Source organism: Halostella litorea (assembly GCF_004785955.1).
GTDB classification, from domain to species: domain Archaea; phylum Halobacteriota; class Halobacteria; order Halobacteriales; family Natronoarchaeaceae; genus Halostella; species Halostella litorea.
Genome location: NZ_SJER01000001.1, coordinates 736,651 through 753,649, shown reverse-complemented (window position 1 = coordinate 753,649; position 16,999 = coordinate 736,651). Strand labels below are relative to the sequence as shown.

The window sequence follows — 16,999 nt, the reverse complement described above, 5'->3', positions numbered from 1 at the left end:
GGGCCGCCTGCCCATGTACGCCCGCGAGTCCCCGACCGAACCGCAGGTGATAGACGAGTGGCCGGACGGCGTCGGCTGGGTCGCACACCCCGACGAGGGGGGCCGGCGGGCCAGCCACGCCGTCCGCGCCGACGACGGCGTCTGGCTGTTCGACCCCATCGACGCGCCCGGCGTCGACAACCTCGTGACGGAACTGGGCGACGTGGCGGGCGTCGCCGTGCTGTCGGGCTACCACGCCCGCGACGCCGACGCGTTCGCCCGCCGCTACGACGTGCCGGTCCACGTCCCGGCGTGGATCGACCGCGCGGCGGCGCGTGTCGACGCGCCGGTCGAGCGCGTCGACGGGAGCGTCGCGGGGTTCGACCTGCGGGCGGTCAGCCCGCTCGGCGCCTGGGACGAGGCGGTCGCGTACCGCGAGTCCGACGGGACGCTGTACGTGCCGGACGTGATCTCCGCCGCGCCCGATTTCACGGTCGGCGGGGAACGGATGGCCGTCAGCATCGTCGTTCGGCTCACGCCGCCGCGGGCGCCGTTCGCGGACGCCGACCCCGACCGGGTGCTGTTCGGGCACGGGAGCGGCGTGTTCGACGACGCCGCGGACGCGCTGGCCGCGTCGCTCGACGGCGCACGGCGGCGGTTCCCCCGGGCGCTGGTCTCGACTGCCCCCCGCGAACTCCGGGCGATGCTCGGGGCGCTCCGGTAGCACTGCGCACCGACGAAACACGTTCAGATGGCGTTATTTACCGTCTTACGACAGCTGCGGCCGACGCTCGAAATGGCAGGCCTTTTGTCCCAGTCACGTTTCCGTAGAAACGACCATGAGCTACGACGAGATCGAAGTTCCGGACTCGGGACAGAAGATCGAGGTCGTCGACGAAGAGAACGACGAGATCTCCGTCCCCGAGGACCCGATCATCCCGATCATCCACGGCGACGGCATCGGCAAGGACGTCGCCCCCGCCGCCCAGAAGGTGCTCGGCAAGGCCGCCGAGGCGACCGGCCGCAACGTCAGCTGGATGCGCGTCTACGCGGGGCAGAGCGCCCGCGACCGCTACGGCGAGGACGTGAACCTGCCCGACGAGACCGTCGAGGCGATCAAGGAACACCGCGTCGCGATCAAGGGCCCGCTGACGACCCCGGTCGGGGCCGGCTACCGCTCGCTGAACGTCGCGCTCCGACAGACGCTCGACCTCTTTGCCAACGTCCGACCGACCTACTACCTCGACGGCGTCCCCTCCCCGATGAAAGCGCCCGAGGAGATGGACATGGTCACGTTCCGGGAGAACACCGAGGACGTGTACGCCGGCATTGAGTGGGAGCAGGGCACCGAGGAAGTCGAGCAGGTCAAGGAGTTCGTCGAGGAGGAGATGGGCTTCGACGACGTGATGCACGACGGCCCCATCGGCATCGGCATCAAGCCGATCACCGAGAAGGGCAGCAAGCGCCTCGTCCGCCGCGCGATCGACTACGCCCTCGAACACGACCGCGACAAGGTGACGCTGGTCCACAAGGGCAACATCATGAAGTTCACCGAGGGGCAGTTCGGCTCCTGGGGCATGGAGGTCGCCGACGAGGAGTACCCCGACGACGAGGTGTTCGCCGCGCCCGACTCCCTCTGGGAGGAGGAGGACGAGGTCGACATCCCGGAGGACGCCGTCATGGTCGAGGAGCGCCTCGCCGACGCGATGCTCCAGTGGATGCAGCTGCGCACCGACGAGTTCGACGTGCTCGCCATGCCGAACCTCAACGGCGACTACCTCTCCGACGCCGCCGGCGCGCAGATCGGCGGCCTCGGCATCGCGCCGGGCGGCAACTTCGGCAAAGCCCGCATGCTCGCCGAACCGGTCCACGGCTCCGCGCCCAAGCGCGCCGGCCAGAACATGGCCAACCCGACCGCGATGATCCTCTCCGGCCGCCTGATGTTCGACTACCTCGGCTGGGGCGACGCGGCGGACCTCGTGCGCGACGCCGTCGAGGAGACCATCTCCTCGGGCAAGGTCACGTACGACCTCGAACGCCAGATCGAGGGCGGCGAGAAGCTCGGCACCACGGAGTACGCCGAGGCGATCATCGAGAACATCGAGAAGCTGTCCTGACGTAGCCGTCACACGCTCCGCCCCCGTTTTTTCTCGATTCGCGGCTCCCCGACCCGCGGGACTCGCCGACCGCGTCCGCAACGCTCTCTTGTCCCCGCTTCCAACGCCGACGCGATGGGCCACCACGCCGACCACGACGCGGGTCACGACGGCCTCGACGTGCGGGTCGTCCGGACCGACGCGGCGTACGAGGACGCGCTCGCGGTGCGTTTCGCGGTGTTCGTCGAGGAGCAGGGCGTGCCGGAGGACATGGAGGTCGACGAGCACGAGGACGACGCGGTTCACTTCGTCGCGTACCTCGACGGCGACCCCGTCGGCGCGGCGCGGCTCCGGGGGACGGGCGACGACGCCAAGGTCGAGCGCGTGGCCGTCCTCCCGGGCCACCGCGGCGCGGGCCACGGCGCGGAGATCATGCGCGAGGTCGAGGGCGTCGCGGCGGCCCGCGGGTTCGACCGCGTCGCCCTCCACGCCCAGACCCGCGCGGCCGGCTTCTACGACCGCCTCGGCTACGAGCGCGTCGGCGGGGAGTTCGAGGAGGCCGGCATCCCGCACGTCGAGATGGTCAAGCCGCTGTAGCGGTCGGCCGGCGCTCCGGCCGCGGCGACCCCGATTCGGCCCCGGTCGCGCCGGCTCAGGCGACGGTCCGGTCGGGCGCGAGGTCGAACGCGAACCGCGCGCCGCCGGCACGGCCGTCCCCGACCGTCACCACCCACCCGTGGGCTTCCGCGACGGCGTCGACGACAGCGAGCCCGATCCCGGTGCCGTCCTCGGTGACGCCCCACTCGAACACCGAGTCGCGGTCCTCGGGCGGGATCCCCGGCCCGTCGTCCTCGACGGCGAAGCCGGCGCGGGTCGACTCGACCCGGACGACCGGCCGCTCGCCGCCGTGGTCGGCGACGTTCCGGAACAGGTTCTCGAACAGCGACCGGACCCGGTCGGGGTCGCCCTCGACCGTCCCCAGGTCGGCGTCGATGACGGCGTCGCCGTCCGACGGGCCGGCGGTCGCCCAGGCGGCCTCGGCGACGGCGGCGAGGTCGACCGGCTCCGGGTCCTCGACGGCGGTCCCCTCCCGCGCCACGGCGAGGACCGACTCTATCAGCGCGTCCATCCGGTCGAGCGCGGCCCCGACCGCGTCGAGGGACTCCTCGTCGCCCGCCTCGCGGGCGAGATCGAGGTTGCCGACCGCGACGTTCAGCGGGTTCCGGAGGTCGTGGCTGACGACGTCGGCGAAGCGGTCGAGCCGGTCGTTCCGCCGGCGCAGGTCGCGCTCCAGTTCCTTTCGCTCCGTGATGTCCTTCTGGAACCCGAAGTAGTGGGTGACCTCGCCCTCGGCATCCCGGATGGGCGCGACGTCGAGGTGGTTCCAGAACGGCGTCCCGTCGCGCCGGTAGTTCAGCAGGTCGACCGCGACCCGCTCGCCGCGTTCGATCGCCTCCCGCAGTTCCCCGACGGTCGATTCGTCCGTCTCCGGCCCCTGGAGGAACCGGCAGTTCCGGCCGAGCACGTCCGCCGCCCTGTAGCCGGTCATCGTCTCGAACCCGCTGTTGGCGTACACCAGCGGCTGGTCGCCGTCCGCCTCGGCGATGGTGACGCCGACGGGCGACTGTTCGATCACCCGCCGTTTCAGTTCGTAGTCGCGTCGCTCCCGGGCGCGCTCGACCGCGCGGCGGACCCCGGCGCGGAGCACCCGCCGGTCGCCGTCGTCGGCCGTCGGCGAGAGGTGGTCCCCGTCCGCGTCGAGGACCCGCGCGACCGTCTCGGGGGGCGCGTCGTCGTAGAGGAGGAACGGCACGCCGGCGGCGGCCGCGTCGGCCGCCAGCGCGGCGGCGTCGACCGCGGGCGGGTCGTGGACGGAGACGAGGCAGTCGACGGCGGTCGGGTCGGCCGGCGGCACGTCGTGGACGGCGACGGCGAACCCCTCGCGCGAGAGCGCGTCGGGGACGCCGTCGTCGGCCGGGGCGACGTAGGCGACGGCGACGTCGTCGGGGGACCGTCCCCCGTCCCTCAACTCCGGTGCGGACCGCTGGCGCGGGGAACGAGTCATACATCCTAGACGTGGCCGACGGACCTAACCCTGTCGCCCGTGTGATCGTGCCGGCGGCCGCCCCGCTCGGCGGCCCGGAAACGGGCCAAGCGGGCGGTTTCGGCCTCAGTCCCGCCAGTCGGGGTTCTCCCGGGGCGGGCTGAAGATGTCGACGCCGCGGACCGTTTCGTCGCCGCGGTTCTCGGCGGCGTGGGTCTCGCCGCCGGGGATCGCGTAGGAGTCGTCGGGGCCGACGACGACCTCCTCGTCGTCCACGACGAACGTGAGTTCCCCCTGCACGACGAAGCCGGTCTGCTCGTGGGGGTGGCTGTGGGCCGGCACGGTCGCGCCGGGTTCGATCTCGAAGTGCTGGACGTTCATCTCGTCGCCGCCGGCGAGCACCACCAGGTCGACGCCGTCGACGGCCTCGGTCGGGTCGCGGTCCGCGAGGGAGACGCGTTCCATGCCCCCTCCTTTGCGGGACCGGGACCTAAGCGTTGGCCCCGCGGCACCGCGCCCGTCGCCGAAGCCGGAGCGTTCAACTGGCGGCGACGCCAACGCCTCCCCATGTACGCCGTCGTCGGGTGTAGCGACTGCAGCGCCCTCTGGATCGTCGAGGGCCGGCCGGACACCTCGCAGTGCCCGCGGTGTGGCACGCGCCGGCAGTACGACAAGCGCCGCAAGTTCGTCACCACCGAGGACGAGGACCACGCCCGCGAGGTGCGGGCCTCGATGCTGGCGAACCGCCGGGGCGAGGGCGAGGCGTTCGCGGAACTGGACTCCTTCACGGAACTCGAACGGCAGGCCGCCGACGCCGGGATGGACGACGACGAGTATCTGAACCGTGCGGGGGTCGACGCCGACGAAGTCGCCGCGGCGGGCGAGCGCGCCGAATCGGGACGGGGCGGGAGCAAGTCCCGCAAGGAGACGGTGCTCGCCGCCCTCCGGGAACTCGACCGCCCGACGGAGGACGAGGTCGTCGCGTACGCCGCCGAGCGGGGCGTCCCCGACGGCTACGTCCGGGACGCGCTCGACAAACTCGCCCGCCGGGGCGAGGTGAGCGAACACCGCGGCGAGTACCGCCTGCTGTAGCGTGGCGGCGAGTCGCCCCGACCCGGCCGGTGTCGCCGTCGGGACGGTCGTCGGCCTCGCCGGCCTGCTGTTCCTCGCGGACCCGTACGTCGGCGCGGTCCGCGTCGGCGGCGTGACGGTGCGGCCGTTCGTCCTCTCGGCCGGCGTGCTCGGCGTCGGCTTCGCGCTCGGCGCGGCGCTGTTCGGCCGACAGGGCCGCCGGACGGCGGCGCGGATCCACGCCGTCGGGGCGGTCGCGTGGCTGGCGCTGTTCGCGGGGGCGAGCGTCGGCAGCCCGACGCTCGTCGTCGCCGGCGTCGTACTCGTCGCCGCCGGCGCGCTGACGCTGGGGGCGGAGGCGGCCCGCCGCGGGTCATAGCGCCCCGAGCGTTTCGAGGATACCCAGCAGCATGGCGATCACGGTCAACAGCAACTTACAGACGCGCAACCACCGGCGCGTGCGGCTCACCGGTCGCTGGTCGTCGGGGGTGCGTTCGAACATGGGTGGATGGGGCGCCCGCGGGTGCTCGCCCGACGGACGCGTTCGGACCTACGGCCGTCCGGGGATTAATCGCCAGCCTTGGACGCGCGGTGAAAGTGAAACCGGGTCCGAACCCCGATGAAGTCCCCGATATAGCGGGGGAAACGGTCACTGCGGCCGGATCTACGCCGTCCGGCCCATCCTACCGACGGTGAAAGTGGTCTACCGCCCGAGGTCCTCGTGGGCCGAGGAGAGGTGCCGCGAGGCGAGCGCCGCCAGCAGGGAGAGTTCGCCCGCCAGCGCGCCGGCGGCGATGACCTCGGCGAGCGCGTCGGCGTTCGAGCCGGCCGGGTCGCCGCCGCCGCCGAGGCCGAGCACGTCGAGGCCCTCCGCCTGGGTCGGCAGTTTCGTCCCGCCGCCGACGGTGCCGACTTCGAGGCTGGCGAGGCTGACGCTGGCGTAGAGGCCGTCCTCGCGGGCCTCCGCCGTCGTGATGGCGTTTGCCCCCTCGACGACCTGCGCGGCGTCCTGCCCGGTGGCGAGGAAGACGGCGGCGACGGTGTTCGCGGCGTGGGCGTTGAATCCGAGGCTCCCCGCCTTCGCGCTCCCGACGAGGTTCTTCCGGGTGTTTGCCTCCTCGATGGCCTCGGGCGTGGTGTGCAGGCGCTCCTCGACGGTGTCGCGGGGGATCAGTACGTCGGCGGTCACGGTCCGCCCGCGCCCCTCGACGGCGTTTATCGCCGCGGGCTTCTTGTCCGAGCAGAGGTTGCCCGACAGCGCGACCAGGGACGCCGGCGTCTCCGCCTCCACGACCTCCGCCGCCTCGCGGGTGGCGATGGTGGCCATGTTCATCCCCATCGCGTCCTTCGTGTCGTACACGAACCGGAGGTAGACGGAGTCGCCGACGACGTACGGGTCGACCTCCAGCAGTTCGCCGTGGCTCGTCGTCGACTCGGCGGCCTCGCGGAGGGCGTCGGCGTTGTCGCCGACCCACTCCACCACTTCGCTCGCCTCGGCGACGCCGTCCACGCTGAACACCGGCGCGCGGGTCATCCCGGACTTCGTGACGCGGGCCGTCGCGCCGCCGGCCCCGCGGATCACCGAGAGGCCGCGGTTGACGCTGGCGACGAGCGCCCCCTCCGTCGTCGCCATCGGGAGGTAGTAGTCGCCGTCGGCCGCGCCGCCGTCGACCGGGACCGGCCCGGCGACGCCCATCGGCACCTGCGTGCCGCCGACCAGGTTCTCGACCGCCGACTCCGACGCCTGCGCGGCGTCGAAGGCGTAGTCGGCGACGGCGTCGAACTCCGCCCCCGTCTCGCGTGCGACGACCGCGCGGCGGGCGGCGGCGGCCGTCTCGGGGTCCGCGTGGTCGTCGAGTTCGTGCAGGCGCAGGTCTCCCGCTCGGACGCGCTCGGCGAGCGTCTCGGGGTCGTCCATGCCCGGCCTTGGTCGCGGGGGCGGCCTAACGTTTTCTACTCGGGGCGGCGGGGGTCAGTCGCGGCGCAGTCGGCCCACGAGGTCGGTGAGCCGGTCGAACGAACTGCCCGTCAGCGCGTCGATCATCGTCTCGCTGCGGTCGTACATCCGCCGCAGCCGCCGGACCTTCTCCAGGTCGCGGGCGGCCCGCTCCGTGTCGGCGGCCTCCAGTTCGGCCTCGGCCTCCGACAGCGCGCGGCTCATGACCGTCACCTCGCGCAGCACCTCGTTGCGGAGGAACTCCTGGAACACGCGCCAGAAGTCGGTCTCGGCCTCGAAGTACGCGCGCTTGCCCTCCCCGGGCATCGAGCGCCGGTGAACGAGGTGGTAGCGCTCCAGCGCGCTCATCGCGGTGCTCACGGTCGATTTCGCGTAGTCGCTCTCCTCGACGAGGTCGTCGAGCGAGCGCGGCTCCTCGGCGAAAAAGAGGAGGCCGTAGAGCCGGCCGTAGCTCCGCTTGAACCCGTACACCTCCGCGCTGCGCTCCATGGCCGCGATCACCCGCTCCCGCGCGGCCTCGACGCCGCCGTCGTCGGTGTCGCTCATCGGCGGGAGTTCGCACCGTAACGGCTAATACGTTTCGTTCGAAATATTCGGTAAACACCGAATATGTCGAACCAGACCACGGCCGCCGGCGAGGAGCCGGCGCTGCGTGCGACCGGACTGACGAAGACGTACGGCTCGGCCCTCCCGTTCGTCGGCCGTACCGTCGAGGTGCTCGACGGGGCGGACGTCTCGCTGTACCCCGGCGAAGTCGTCGGCATCGTGGGGGCGAACGGCTCCGGGAAGTCGACGCTGATGAAGATACTCGTCGGCGCGCTGGAGCCCGACGACGGCGCAGTCTCCCGGGACACGGTGGTCGGCTGGTGCCCGCAGGAGACGCTGCTGTACGACCGGCTCAGCGTCCGGGAGACGTTCGAGCTGTTCGGCGAGGCCTACGACCTCGCCGACGACCGGGTCGCAACGCGCCGCGACGAACTCGCGGCACAGCTCGGCTTCGAGGAGTTCCTCGACTACCGGGTCGACCACCTCTCGGGGGGCAACCGCCAGAAGGTGAACCTCGGGGTGGCGCTGCTGCACGACCCGGACGTCCTCCTGCTCGACGAGCCCTACACCGGCTTCGACTGGGAGACGTACCTCGCGTTCTGGGACCTCACGGAGGAGCTGCGCGAGCGTGGGACGGCGGTGGCCATCATCTCGCATCTCATCAGCGAGCGCGAGCGCTTCGACCGCATCCTCGAACTGAAAGACGGCGTCCTCACCGAGCAGGACGAGGCCCCCCAGCAGGCCCGTTCGGCCGCCCACGGGGACGACGCGACCGCAGCGGCGGACCTGGACGGGACGCCGGACGCGGGGGGTGAGTGACGTGGGCCGGATCGCGACCGGAACGCGGTCGCGGCTGGCGGAGCTCGTCCGGCAGCCGACGACGCTGGCGATGCTGGTCCTCCTCCCGCCGGTCGTCATCGAGATGTACGGCGTCGCGATGGAGTCGTTCCCGCAGGTGCTGGGCGCGTCGGCCGACCCGGCGACCGTCGGCCGCGTGACCGGGACGCTGTTCGCCGTCGCGTTCCTCGCGGGGCTGGTCGGCCTGTTCCAGGTCATCAGCGCCGCCAGCGGCGACGAGCGCCTCGCGGTGGCCGGCTTTCCCCGGTCGGCGCTGCTGGCCTCCCGGCTCGTCACCATGGTCGTCGTCGCCGCCGTCGCGGCGGTCGTCGCCTTCGCCGCCTTCGCCGTCCGGGTCGAGGTGGCCGCGCCCGCCCTCGCGTTCGGCGTGCTCGGGCTGGCGGGGCTGGTGTACGGCCTGCTCGGCGTCGTCGTCGGGAGCCTGCTCCCCCGCGAGCTCGAGGGCTCCATCGTCCTGGTGTTCCTCGCCGACGTCGACAACGCGCTCTCCTCGGGGCTGTTTCCGGTCGACGCGTCGGCGTCGCTGCCGGTCGTCGGCGAGCTGTCGGCGACCGACTTCGTGCCGCTGTACCACCCCCACGAGCTGTTCACGGCGGCGGTGCTCGACGGCGAACTCGCGGACGGCCACCTCGCCCCGGCGCTGGGGTGGGTCGCCGTTCTGCTTGCCGCGGCCTTTCTCGCGTACGTGCGCTCGACCGGCGACGGCGCGTTCGGGGGGTGGGGCGCGTGACCCGCGTCGGCACGGCGCTCCGGCTCGGCGCCCGCGAGTTCCGGCGGACGCCGGTGCTTGTCGCCCTGCTCGTGGTCGCGCCGGCGTACGTCATCGGTCTGTTCACGCTCGTCGCGCCCGACGGCCGGGCGGTGCTCCACCTCGTCGGCGGCGACACCGTCCGGACGACGCTCCCGGAGGCGTTCCCGGCGTTCACGACGCCGATGACCGCCGCGCTGCTCGCGGGCGTCGCCGGGCTGTTCCTGATGCACTCGGCGGCCGACGCCGACGGCCGGCTGGTCGTCGCCGGCTACCGCCCCCGGCAGGTCGTCCTCTCGCGGCTCGGCCTGCTGGTCGTCGTATCAGCCGTCGCGAGCGCCGTCTCCGTCGGGGTGATGCTGACGGCGTTCGAGCCGGAATCGCTCGGGTGGTTCCTCCTCGGCACCGCCCTGACCGCCCTGCTGTACGGGATGGTCGGCGTGCTCGCCGGCGTCCTGCTCGACGAGCTCCCCGGCGTCTACCTCATCCTCTTCGGGTCGATGATCGACCTGTTCGTCTTCCAGAACCCGCTGGCGACGAGCCGGCCCGATCTGGCGACCGCCCTGCCGGGCCACTTCCCGCTGGCGCTGGCGATGAACGCGGGCTTCGGCGGCGGCGTCGACCTCGGACAGCTCGCCGGGGGCCTCGCCTACCTCGCCGCCCTGACCGCGGCCTCGACGCTGGCGTTCTACCGGCAGATGCGGGTCGCGTAGCGGCCGTCCGCGCTCGTCGGCCCGCCCGCTTCCCAAACCGTTTTGCCGCTCCCCCACCCCGTCCGGGACATGACTGAGGCTGCCGACCTGATCCTGACGAACGCGGAGGTACACACGCTCGCCGGGCCGGCCGACTCGGTGGACGACGGGGACGACCAGGTCCACGAGGCCGTCGCCGTCCGCGACGGCGCGGTCGTCCGCGTCGGCGACGCCTACGAGGTCGACTTCCTGGCGGGGGTCGACACGACCGTCCGGGACCTCGGCGGCGCGGTCGTCCTCCCCGGCTTCGTCGACGCCCACACCCACATGGAGCAGGTGGGCCAGTTCCGGCTCCACGCCGACCTCGGCGCGGCGACCGACCGGGACGACGCCGTCGAGCGCCTCGCCGCGGGCGCACGCGACGACCGCGAGTGGGTGCTCGGCTTCGGCTACGATGAGAGCGAGTGGCCCGGCGGCGACTACCTCACCCGCGAGGACTTAGACGCCGTCAGCGAGGCCCGGCCGGTCGCGGCGATCCGGGTCGACATGCACACCGCGTCGCTGAACTCCGTCGCGCTGGAGCGGCTGGATTTCCCGGACGACGACGTCGAGACGGAGGGCGGCGAGCCGACGGGCGTCGTCGTCGAGGACGCCGTGGAGGCGGTCCGGGAGGACTTCGCGCCCGACCCCGCCGAGACGCGGGAGCTGATCGCCGCCGCGCGGGACCGCGCCCACGAACTCGGCGTCACCGCCGTCCACGACATGGTGCGGGACTCCCACGCGCCGCGGGCGTACCGCGAACTCGACCGCGCGGGCGACCTGGGGCTCCGCGTCCGGATCAACTACTGGAGCGACCACCTCGACGCGGTCCGCGAGGTCGGCCTCCGGACGAACCACGGGAGCGACATGGTCCGCGTCGGCGGGATCAAGTCCTTCACCGACGGGAGCCTCGGCGGGCGCACCGCGAAGCTGTTCGAGCCGTACGCCGACGGCGACGGCACCGGCACGTGGGTCGTCGACCCCGACGAGGTCCGGGCGGTGGTCGAGGCGGTCGACGACGCCGGCCTCCAGACGACGCTCCACGCCATCGGCGACGAGGCGATAGAGACGGCGCTGTCGGCGTACGAGTCGACCGACGACCCCGGCGCGGCCCGCCACCGGATCGAGCACGTCGAACTCGCCACCGACGACCAGCTAGCGCGGATGGCCGACGCCGGCGTCGTCGCCTCCGTCCAGCCGAACTTCCACCGCTGGGCCGAGGCGGGCGGCCTGTACGACCGCCGCCTCGGCGACGAGCGCCGGCAGCGCACGAACCGCCTCGCCCGGGTCGTCGAGGCCGGCGTCCCCCTCGCGTTCGGGAGCGACGTGATGCCGTTCGGCCCGCTGGAGGGCGTCCACAGCGCCGTCAACGCGCCGACCGACGCCCAGTCGCTCCCGGTCACCGCGGCGCTCCGGGCGTACACGAGCGGCGCGGCCTACGCCGGGTTCGACGAGGACCGCCTCGGCACGGTCGAATCGGGCACCGCCGCGGACTTCACCGTCCTCGACCGCTCGCCGTGGGAACAGCCGGACGCCATCCGCGACATCGACGTGGTGGCGACGGTCGTCGCCGGCGACCTGGCGTACGACGACCTGTCGTAGGACCGCAACGCGCGCCGTTCGATCCGCTTTTTCGTCCGTTCCGAACCTTGGTTTGTCCTGACTGGCGTTTTCCTTGCCTTCGACTGGCGAGACCGGTTTATCGAACCGGTTCGGTATTCTCTTTCGAACTCGTTCAAAGGTCTGTAGCTGGAACAGCGTATCTTTGAGCACTCCAAATTGCTCTATGAAGAAAAAATCTTTTCACAACCGGTGTCTGAACCTCCACTAGGGACACAACCGTGCCACGAATGGAAACGGCCGACATCGAGACGGACCTCAGCCTGTTCAAGTACGACAACCTGGAGCAGTTACCGCCCGACTACCGCGACCTGGACGCGGACGAGCGGGCGGCGCGCATCGAGGCGGCCCGGGCGGAACTCGGCGACCACGTGGTCGTGCTGGGCCACAACTACCAGCGCCGGGAGATAGTCGAGCACGCCGACTTCGTCGGGGACTCCTACGGCCTGTCGGTCGAGGCCGCCGAGACGGACGCCGACTACGTGGTGTTCGGCGGCGTCACGTTCATGGCCGAGAGCGCGGACGTGATCACCGACGACGACCAGACCGTGATCCTCCCGTCGATGGAGGCGTCCTGCCCGATGGCCGGTATGGCCGAGGCGCTGCAGGTCGACGCCGCGTGGTCGGAGATCACCGCCGCCGCGCCGGACCGCGACATCGTCCCGGTCACGTACATGAACTCCTACGCCGACCTGAAGGCGTTTTGCGCCGAACAGGGCGGCGCGGTCTGTACCTCCTCGAACGCGGCCGACGTGTTCGAGTGGGCGCTGTCGAAGGGCGACGCCGTCCTCTTCCTGCCGGACAAGCACCTCGGGGAGAACACCGCCCACGAACTCGGCCTCGAAGGGGGCGTCGCGGAGTGGGACCCGTGGGACCCAGACGGCGCGGACGCCGCGACGGTCGCCGAGTCCGACGTCGTCCTGTGGGACGGCTACTGCCAGGTCCACGAGCGGTTCCGGCCCGAGCACGTCGAGGCGGTCCGCGAGGAGCACCCGGGCGCGAACGTCATCGTCCACCCCGAGTGCCGCCGGGAGGTCGTCGAGGCGGCCGACGTCGCCGGGAGCACGGCGACGATCCGCGAGACGGTGGCCGAGGCCGACCCCGGCGAGACGTGGGCGATCGGCACCGAGATCCACCTGACGAACCACCTCCAGCGGTGGCACCCCGAGGTGGACGTCGTCCCGCTCTGTGGCGAGGCGTGCATGGACTGCAACGCGATGCGCCAGATAGACCCCAACTACCTGACGTGGGTGCTGGAGGAACTGGTCGCCGGGCGGGAGCGAAACGTCGTTGCCGTGCCGGACGCGGAGGCCGAACTGGCCCGACTGGCCGTCGAACGCATGCTGGAGATAGCATGACGGGCGCGACCACCGCCGACGTGCTCGTCGTCGGCAGCGGCATCGCTGGCTGTAGCGCCGCGCTCGCCGCGGCCCGCGAGGGGGCGGATGTGCTGGTCGTCACCAAGGCGTCCCGCCCCGAGGACGCAAACACCGACTGGGCGCAGGGCGGCGTCGCCACCACGCGGGGCGACCCGGCGTCGTTCAAGCGCGACGTGCTGGCGGCAAGCGACTGGACCGCCGACCCCGACGCCGTCGACACCCTCGTCGAGGACGCCCCCGCGGCGGTCCACGACGTGCTCGTGGAGACGCTGGGCGTGCCGTTCGACGAGGGCGGCGCGGGCTACGACTTCGCCCGCGAGGCGGGCCACTCCCGCGAGCGGATCCTCCACGTCGACGCCAGCACGGGGCGACACCTCCTCCGGCCGTTCCTCGACTACCTCGACGGCCACGGCCGCGTGACGGTCCGGGACGACACCGCCGCGCTCGACCTGATCGCGAGCGAGGGTCGGGTCCACGGCGCGCTACTCGACACGCGTCCGACCGGGGACCCCGTCTTCGCCGGCGCGACGGTGCTCGCCACCGGCGGGATCGGCGCGTGCTACCGCCGGTCGACGAACCCGCAGGCCGCCACCGGCGACGGGGTCGCGATGGCGGCGCTCGCCGGGGCCGACGTGGCCGACATGGAGTACGTGCAGTTCCACCCGACGGCGTACGCGGGCGACGGGGACGGGAGCGACACGTTCCTGCTCTCGGAGGCCGTCCGGGGCGAGGGCGCGCTGCTGCGCAACGGCGCCGACGAGCGGTTCATGCCGGCGTACCACGAGGACGCCGAACTCGCCCCGCGGGACGTGGTCGCCCGCGCCGTCGCCGCCGAGCGCGACGCCACCGGCGGGGTGCGGCTGGACGTGGAACCGCTCGACTTCGCCGCCGACTTCCCGGACCTGGCCGCGAAGTGCGAGGAGCGCGGCGTCGACCCCGCGGCCGGCGTCCCGGTCGCGCCCGCCCAGCACTTCCTCTGTGGCGGCGTCGCGGTCGACGACCGCGGGCGGACGAGCCTCGACCGCCTCTTCGCCGTCGGGGAGTGTGCCCGCACCGGCGTCCACGGCGCGAACCGCCTCGCGAGCACCAGCCTGCTGGAGGGGCTGGTGTGGGGTCGCCGCGCCGGCCGGGCGGCCGCCGGCAACGACGTCGTCGAGTGCGACGTGCCGGCCCTGCGGGACAGCGACCCGGACCTGCCCGAGCGGTTCGCGGCGGAGAAGTTCACCCGGCTGCGCCGCGTGATGGCCGAGCGGGCCGGCATCCGCCGGACGCCCGACGGGCTCGAACGCGCCCGGGCCGTCCTCCGGCGGCTCAAGGGCGAGGTCGACGCCTACGCCCGCACCCGGACCTCGCGGGAGCTGTACGAACTGCGCAACGCCGCGGTGACGGGGCTGCTCGTCGTCCGCGCCGCCGCCGGGAACGACGAGTCCGTCGGCTGCCACTGGGTCGAGCGGCCGGACGCGGCGGCCGCGGGGGACTGACGATGCCCGTCACCGACCGGCAGGTCGAGCGGTGGCTCCGCGAGGACCTGGGCCACCACGACGTGACCAACGACGTGCCCGGCGAGACGACCGGCCGCCTCGTCGCGAAGGAGGCCGGCGTCGCCGCGGGGGTGGAGGCCGCCGCCGCGACCTTCGACTACCTCGGCGTCGACGCCGAACCGCGCGTCGACGCCGGCGACCGCGTCGACGCCGGCGACGTCGTCCTGACCGCCGCGGGTGAGGCGCGGGCGGTCCTCCGGGCGGAGCGCGTCGCGGTCAACCTCGCGGGCCACGCCTCCGGGGTGGCGACGAGGACCCGCGAGGCGGTCGACGCGGCGCGCGAGGCGGCCGACGACGTCGCCGTGGCGGGCACCCGGAAGACGACGCCGGGGCTCCGCGGCGTCGAGAAGCGCGCCGTGGCGGCGGGCGGCGGCGACACCCACCGCCTCGACCTGTCGCACATGGTCATGGTCAAGGAGAACCACGTCGCCGAACTGGGGCTGGAGGCGGCCGTCGAGCGGTTCCGCGAGCGGGCGTCATTCGCCACGAAGGTCGAGGCCGAGGTCGAGGACCCGGCCGACGCGCCCCGGGCCGCCGCGGCGGGCGCGGACGTCGTCCTGCTGGACAACATGTCGCCGTCGGTGACGGCCGAGGCGGTCGACCTGCTCCGCGACGCCGAGGCCGACGCGCTCGCCGAGGCGTCCGGCGGGATCACGGTCGACGACGTGCCCGCGTACGCCCGGACGGGCGTCGACGTCATCTCCATGGGCGCGCTGACCCACTCCGCGCCGTCGCTCGACTACTCGTTCCGGACGGGGTAGCCCGCGGCGGTCACTCCAGCAGGCTCTCGCCGGTCATCGCCGCCGGCTGCTTGACCCCCATCAGCGACAGCACCGTCGGTGCGATGTCGGCGAGCGTGCCGCCCGACCGGACGCGGCGGCCCGCGCCCGTGCCGTCCGGCGAGACGTAGACGAACGGCACGTCGTTGTACGTGTGGGCGGTGTAGGGGTCGTCCTCGGTCCCCATGTCGTCGGCGTTGCCGTGGTCGGCGGTGATCAGGACGTGCGAGCCGCGGTCGGTGAGGTGGTCGACGAGCCGGCCGAGCTGTTCGTCGACGGTTTCGACCGCGACGACGGCGGCGTCGTAGTTGCCGGTGTGGCCGACCATGTCGGGGTTGGCGTAGTTCAACACGAGCACGTCCGGGTCGTCGCTGTCGACGATCCGGACGGCGCTGTCGGTCACGCCCGCGGCGCTCATCTCCGGCTGCATGTCGTAGGTGGCGACCGGCGGCGACTCGACGATCTCTCTGAGTTCGCCCTCGAACTCCACCTCGCGGCCGCCGTTAAGAAAGTAGGTGACGTGGGGGTACTTCTCGGACTCGGCGATCCGCAACTGGGTGTAGCCACGGTCGGCCAGCGTCTCGCCGAGCGTGTCCGCGGGGCGGTGGGGCGGGAAGGCGACGGGCAGGTCGAACGTCTCGTCGTACTGGGTCATCGTCACCACCTCGACGTCGGGCGGCGACGTCTCGAACTCCCAGACGGGGTCGATGTCGGCCAGCATCCGGGTGAGCTGGCGGGCGCGGTCCGCGCGGTAGTTGAAGAAGACGACCGCGTCGCCGTCCTGCAGCGGTGGCTCGTCCCGCACGACCGTCGGCTCGACGAACTCGTCGGTGTCGCCGCGGTCGTACGACTCCTCGACGGCGGCGACCGACGACGCCGAGGCGTGTTCGGCCCGGCGGTTGACGATGGCGTCGTACGCCCGCCGCGTCCGCTCCCAGTTCTGATCGCGGTCCATCGCGTAGTACCGGCCCGAGACGGTCGCCACGTCGCCGGTGCCGTGCTCGTCGAGCACCGACTCCAGTTCGCGGAGGTAGCCGGCCCCGGCGGTCGGGTCCGTGTCGCGGCCGTCCATGAAGGCGTGCGTGACGGCTTCGACCCCCCGCTCGGCGGCCATCTCGACGAGCGCGAACAGGTGCTCGTAGTCGGAGTGGACCCCGCCGTCGCTGACCAGGCCCATGAAGTGGACCCGGCCGCCGTGTTCCTTCGCGTACGTCGACGCCGACTGGAGCGCGTCGTTCGTGTGGAACGAGCCGTCGGCGATGGCGTCGCTGATCCGCGTGTACTCCTGTTTGACGACCCGGCCGGCCCCGATGTTCAGGTGACCGACCTCGCTGTTGCCCATCTGTCCCTCGGGGAGGCCGACGCGCCGGCCCGACACCTCCAGCGTGCCCCACGCGCCGGCGTCGGCGAGGCGGTCGAAGTTGGGCGTGTCCGCCCCCGTCACGGCGTCGCGTCCGCCCGGCTCCCGCCCGTCGTCCGACGCGTCGGCGTCGCTGCGCGGGTTCCCTTCGCTCAGCCCCCAGCCGTCGAGGATGATCACGGCCGCGTCCATACGTCGGTGATCGCCGCGGTGGGGTAACTACCCTTCGCTTCCGGGAACCGCCGCCGGCGCGAGGGCGCGTGCCGGGGGAACTGCGAGTTGGGCGGCCG

Annotated in this window: 17 protein-coding genes; 12 read left to right on the top strand and 5 right to left on the bottom strand. The window is 72.7% G+C overall.

All coding sequences use genetic code 11. The features are described 5' to 3' along the window. Positions 1–13: 13 nt before the first annotated feature. From EYW40_RS09400 to EYW40_RS09390, 3 genes are all read left to right on the top strand, one after another. Positions 14–703, top strand: coding sequence for a hypothetical protein (locus EYW40_RS09400; protein WP_310732452.1), 690 nt, complete (start codon positions 14–16; stop codon positions 701–703). Positions 704–818: 115 nt separating this feature from the next. Continuing rightward, positions 819–2,096, top strand: a complete 1,278-nt coding sequence (icd, locus tag EYW40_RS09395) for an NADP-dependent isocitrate dehydrogenase (protein ID WP_135821349.1) — start codon at positions 819–821, stop codon at positions 2,094–2,096. A 114-nt stretch (positions 2,097–2,210) separates the two neighbouring features. Continuing rightward, positions 2,211–2,672 carry a GNAT family N-acetyltransferase gene (locus tag EYW40_RS09390; protein ID WP_135821348.1) on the top strand — a complete coding sequence of 154 codons (462 nt, stop codon included), beginning with the start codon at positions 2,211–2,213 and terminating at the stop codon, positions 2,670–2,672. A gap of 55 nt (positions 2,673–2,727) precedes the next feature. Here EYW40_RS09390 and EYW40_RS09385 read toward each other — a convergent pair whose 3' ends face one another. Both EYW40_RS09385 and EYW40_RS09380 read right to left on the bottom strand, forming a co-directional pair. Further along, complete coding sequence (locus EYW40_RS09385; protein WP_135821347.1) at positions 2,728–4,140, bottom strand: PAS domain-containing protein; 1,413 nt, start codon at positions 4,138–4,140, stop codon at positions 2,728–2,730. A 105-nt stretch (positions 4,141–4,245) separates the two neighbouring features. Next, positions 4,246–4,584 (bottom strand): cupin domain-containing protein, encoded by a 339-nt coding sequence (locus EYW40_RS09380; protein ID WP_135821346.1) that lies wholly within the window; start codon positions 4,582–4,584, stop codon positions 4,246–4,248. A 102-nt stretch (positions 4,585–4,686) separates the two neighbouring features. Here EYW40_RS09380 and EYW40_RS09375 point away from each other — a divergent pair, with 102 nt between their 5' ends. Together EYW40_RS09375 and EYW40_RS09370 are read left to right on the top strand one after the other, a co-directional pair. After that, positions 4,687–5,211 (top strand): DUF5817 domain-containing protein, encoded by a 525-nt coding sequence (locus EYW40_RS09375; RefSeq protein ID WP_135821345.1) that lies wholly within the window; start codon positions 4,687–4,689, stop codon positions 5,209–5,211. A gap of 1 nt (position 5,212) precedes the next feature. Then, positions 5,213–5,569, top strand: coding sequence for a hypothetical protein (locus tag EYW40_RS09370; RefSeq protein ID WP_135821344.1), 357 nt, complete (start codon positions 5,213–5,215; stop codon positions 5,567–5,569). A 324-nt stretch (positions 5,570–5,893) separates the two neighbouring features. Here the strand turns inward: EYW40_RS09370 and hmgA are convergent, their stop codons facing one another. Then, complete coding sequence (gene hmgA, locus EYW40_RS09365) at positions 5,894–7,108, bottom strand: hydroxymethylglutaryl-CoA reductase (NADPH) (protein WP_135821343.1); 1,215 nt, start codon at positions 7,106–7,108, stop codon at positions 5,894–5,896. A 54-nt stretch (positions 7,109–7,162) separates the two neighbouring features. Continuing rightward, positions 7,163–7,693 (bottom strand): GbsR/MarR family transcriptional regulator, encoded by a 531-nt coding sequence (locus EYW40_RS09360; RefSeq protein ID WP_135821342.1) that lies wholly within the window; start codon positions 7,691–7,693, stop codon positions 7,163–7,165. Positions 7,694–7,756: 63 nt separating this feature from the next. Between EYW40_RS09360 and EYW40_RS09355 the strand changes: the two genes are divergently transcribed. The 7 genes from EYW40_RS09355 (at position 7,757) to nadC (ending at position 15,331) form a co-directional block, all read left to right on the top strand. Further along, entirely contained in the window at positions 7,757–8,512 is a 756-nt protein-coding gene (locus EYW40_RS09355) for an ABC transporter ATP-binding protein (RefSeq protein WP_135821341.1), read from the top strand. After that, positions 8,505–9,281, top strand: a complete 777-nt coding sequence (locus EYW40_RS09345) for an ABC transporter permease (protein ID WP_161973188.1) — start codon at positions 8,505–8,507, stop codon at positions 9,279–9,281. Before EYW40_RS09355 ends, EYW40_RS09345 begins: the two co-directional genes overlap by 8 nt. Then, positions 9,278–10,012, top strand: a complete 735-nt coding sequence (locus EYW40_RS09340; RefSeq protein WP_135821338.1) for an ABC transporter permease — start codon at positions 9,278–9,280, stop codon at positions 10,010–10,012. Before EYW40_RS09345 ends, EYW40_RS09340 begins: the two co-directional genes overlap by 4 nt. Before the next feature lie 69 nt (positions 10,013–10,081). Further along, entirely contained in the window at positions 10,082–11,632 is a 1,551-nt protein-coding gene (locus tag EYW40_RS09335; protein WP_135821337.1) for an amidohydrolase, read from the top strand. A 248-nt stretch (positions 11,633–11,880) separates the two neighbouring features. Beyond that, positions 11,881–13,008: a quinolinate synthase NadA gene (nadA, locus tag EYW40_RS09330; protein ID WP_202614527.1), complete on the top strand. Its 1,128-nt coding sequence runs from the start codon at positions 11,881–11,883 to the stop codon at positions 13,006–13,008. Beyond that, complete coding sequence (locus EYW40_RS09325) at positions 13,005–14,510, top strand: L-aspartate oxidase (RefSeq protein WP_135821335.1); 1,506 nt, start codon at positions 13,005–13,007, stop codon at positions 14,508–14,510. Before nadA ends, EYW40_RS09325 begins: the two co-directional genes overlap by 4 nt. 2 nt (positions 14,511–14,512) lie before the next feature. Then, positions 14,513–15,331, top strand: a complete 819-nt coding sequence (gene nadC, locus EYW40_RS09320; RefSeq protein WP_135821334.1) for a carboxylating nicotinate-nucleotide diphosphorylase — start codon at positions 14,513–14,515, stop codon at positions 15,329–15,331. A gap of 10 nt (positions 15,332–15,341) precedes the next feature. Here the strand turns inward: nadC and gpmI are convergent, their stop codons facing one another. Beyond that, complete coding sequence (gene gpmI, locus EYW40_RS09315; RefSeq protein WP_135821333.1) at positions 15,342–16,901, bottom strand: 2,3-bisphosphoglycerate-independent phosphoglycerate mutase; 1,560 nt, start codon at positions 16,899–16,901, stop codon at positions 15,342–15,344. Positions 16,902–16,999: the final 98 nt, after the last annotated feature.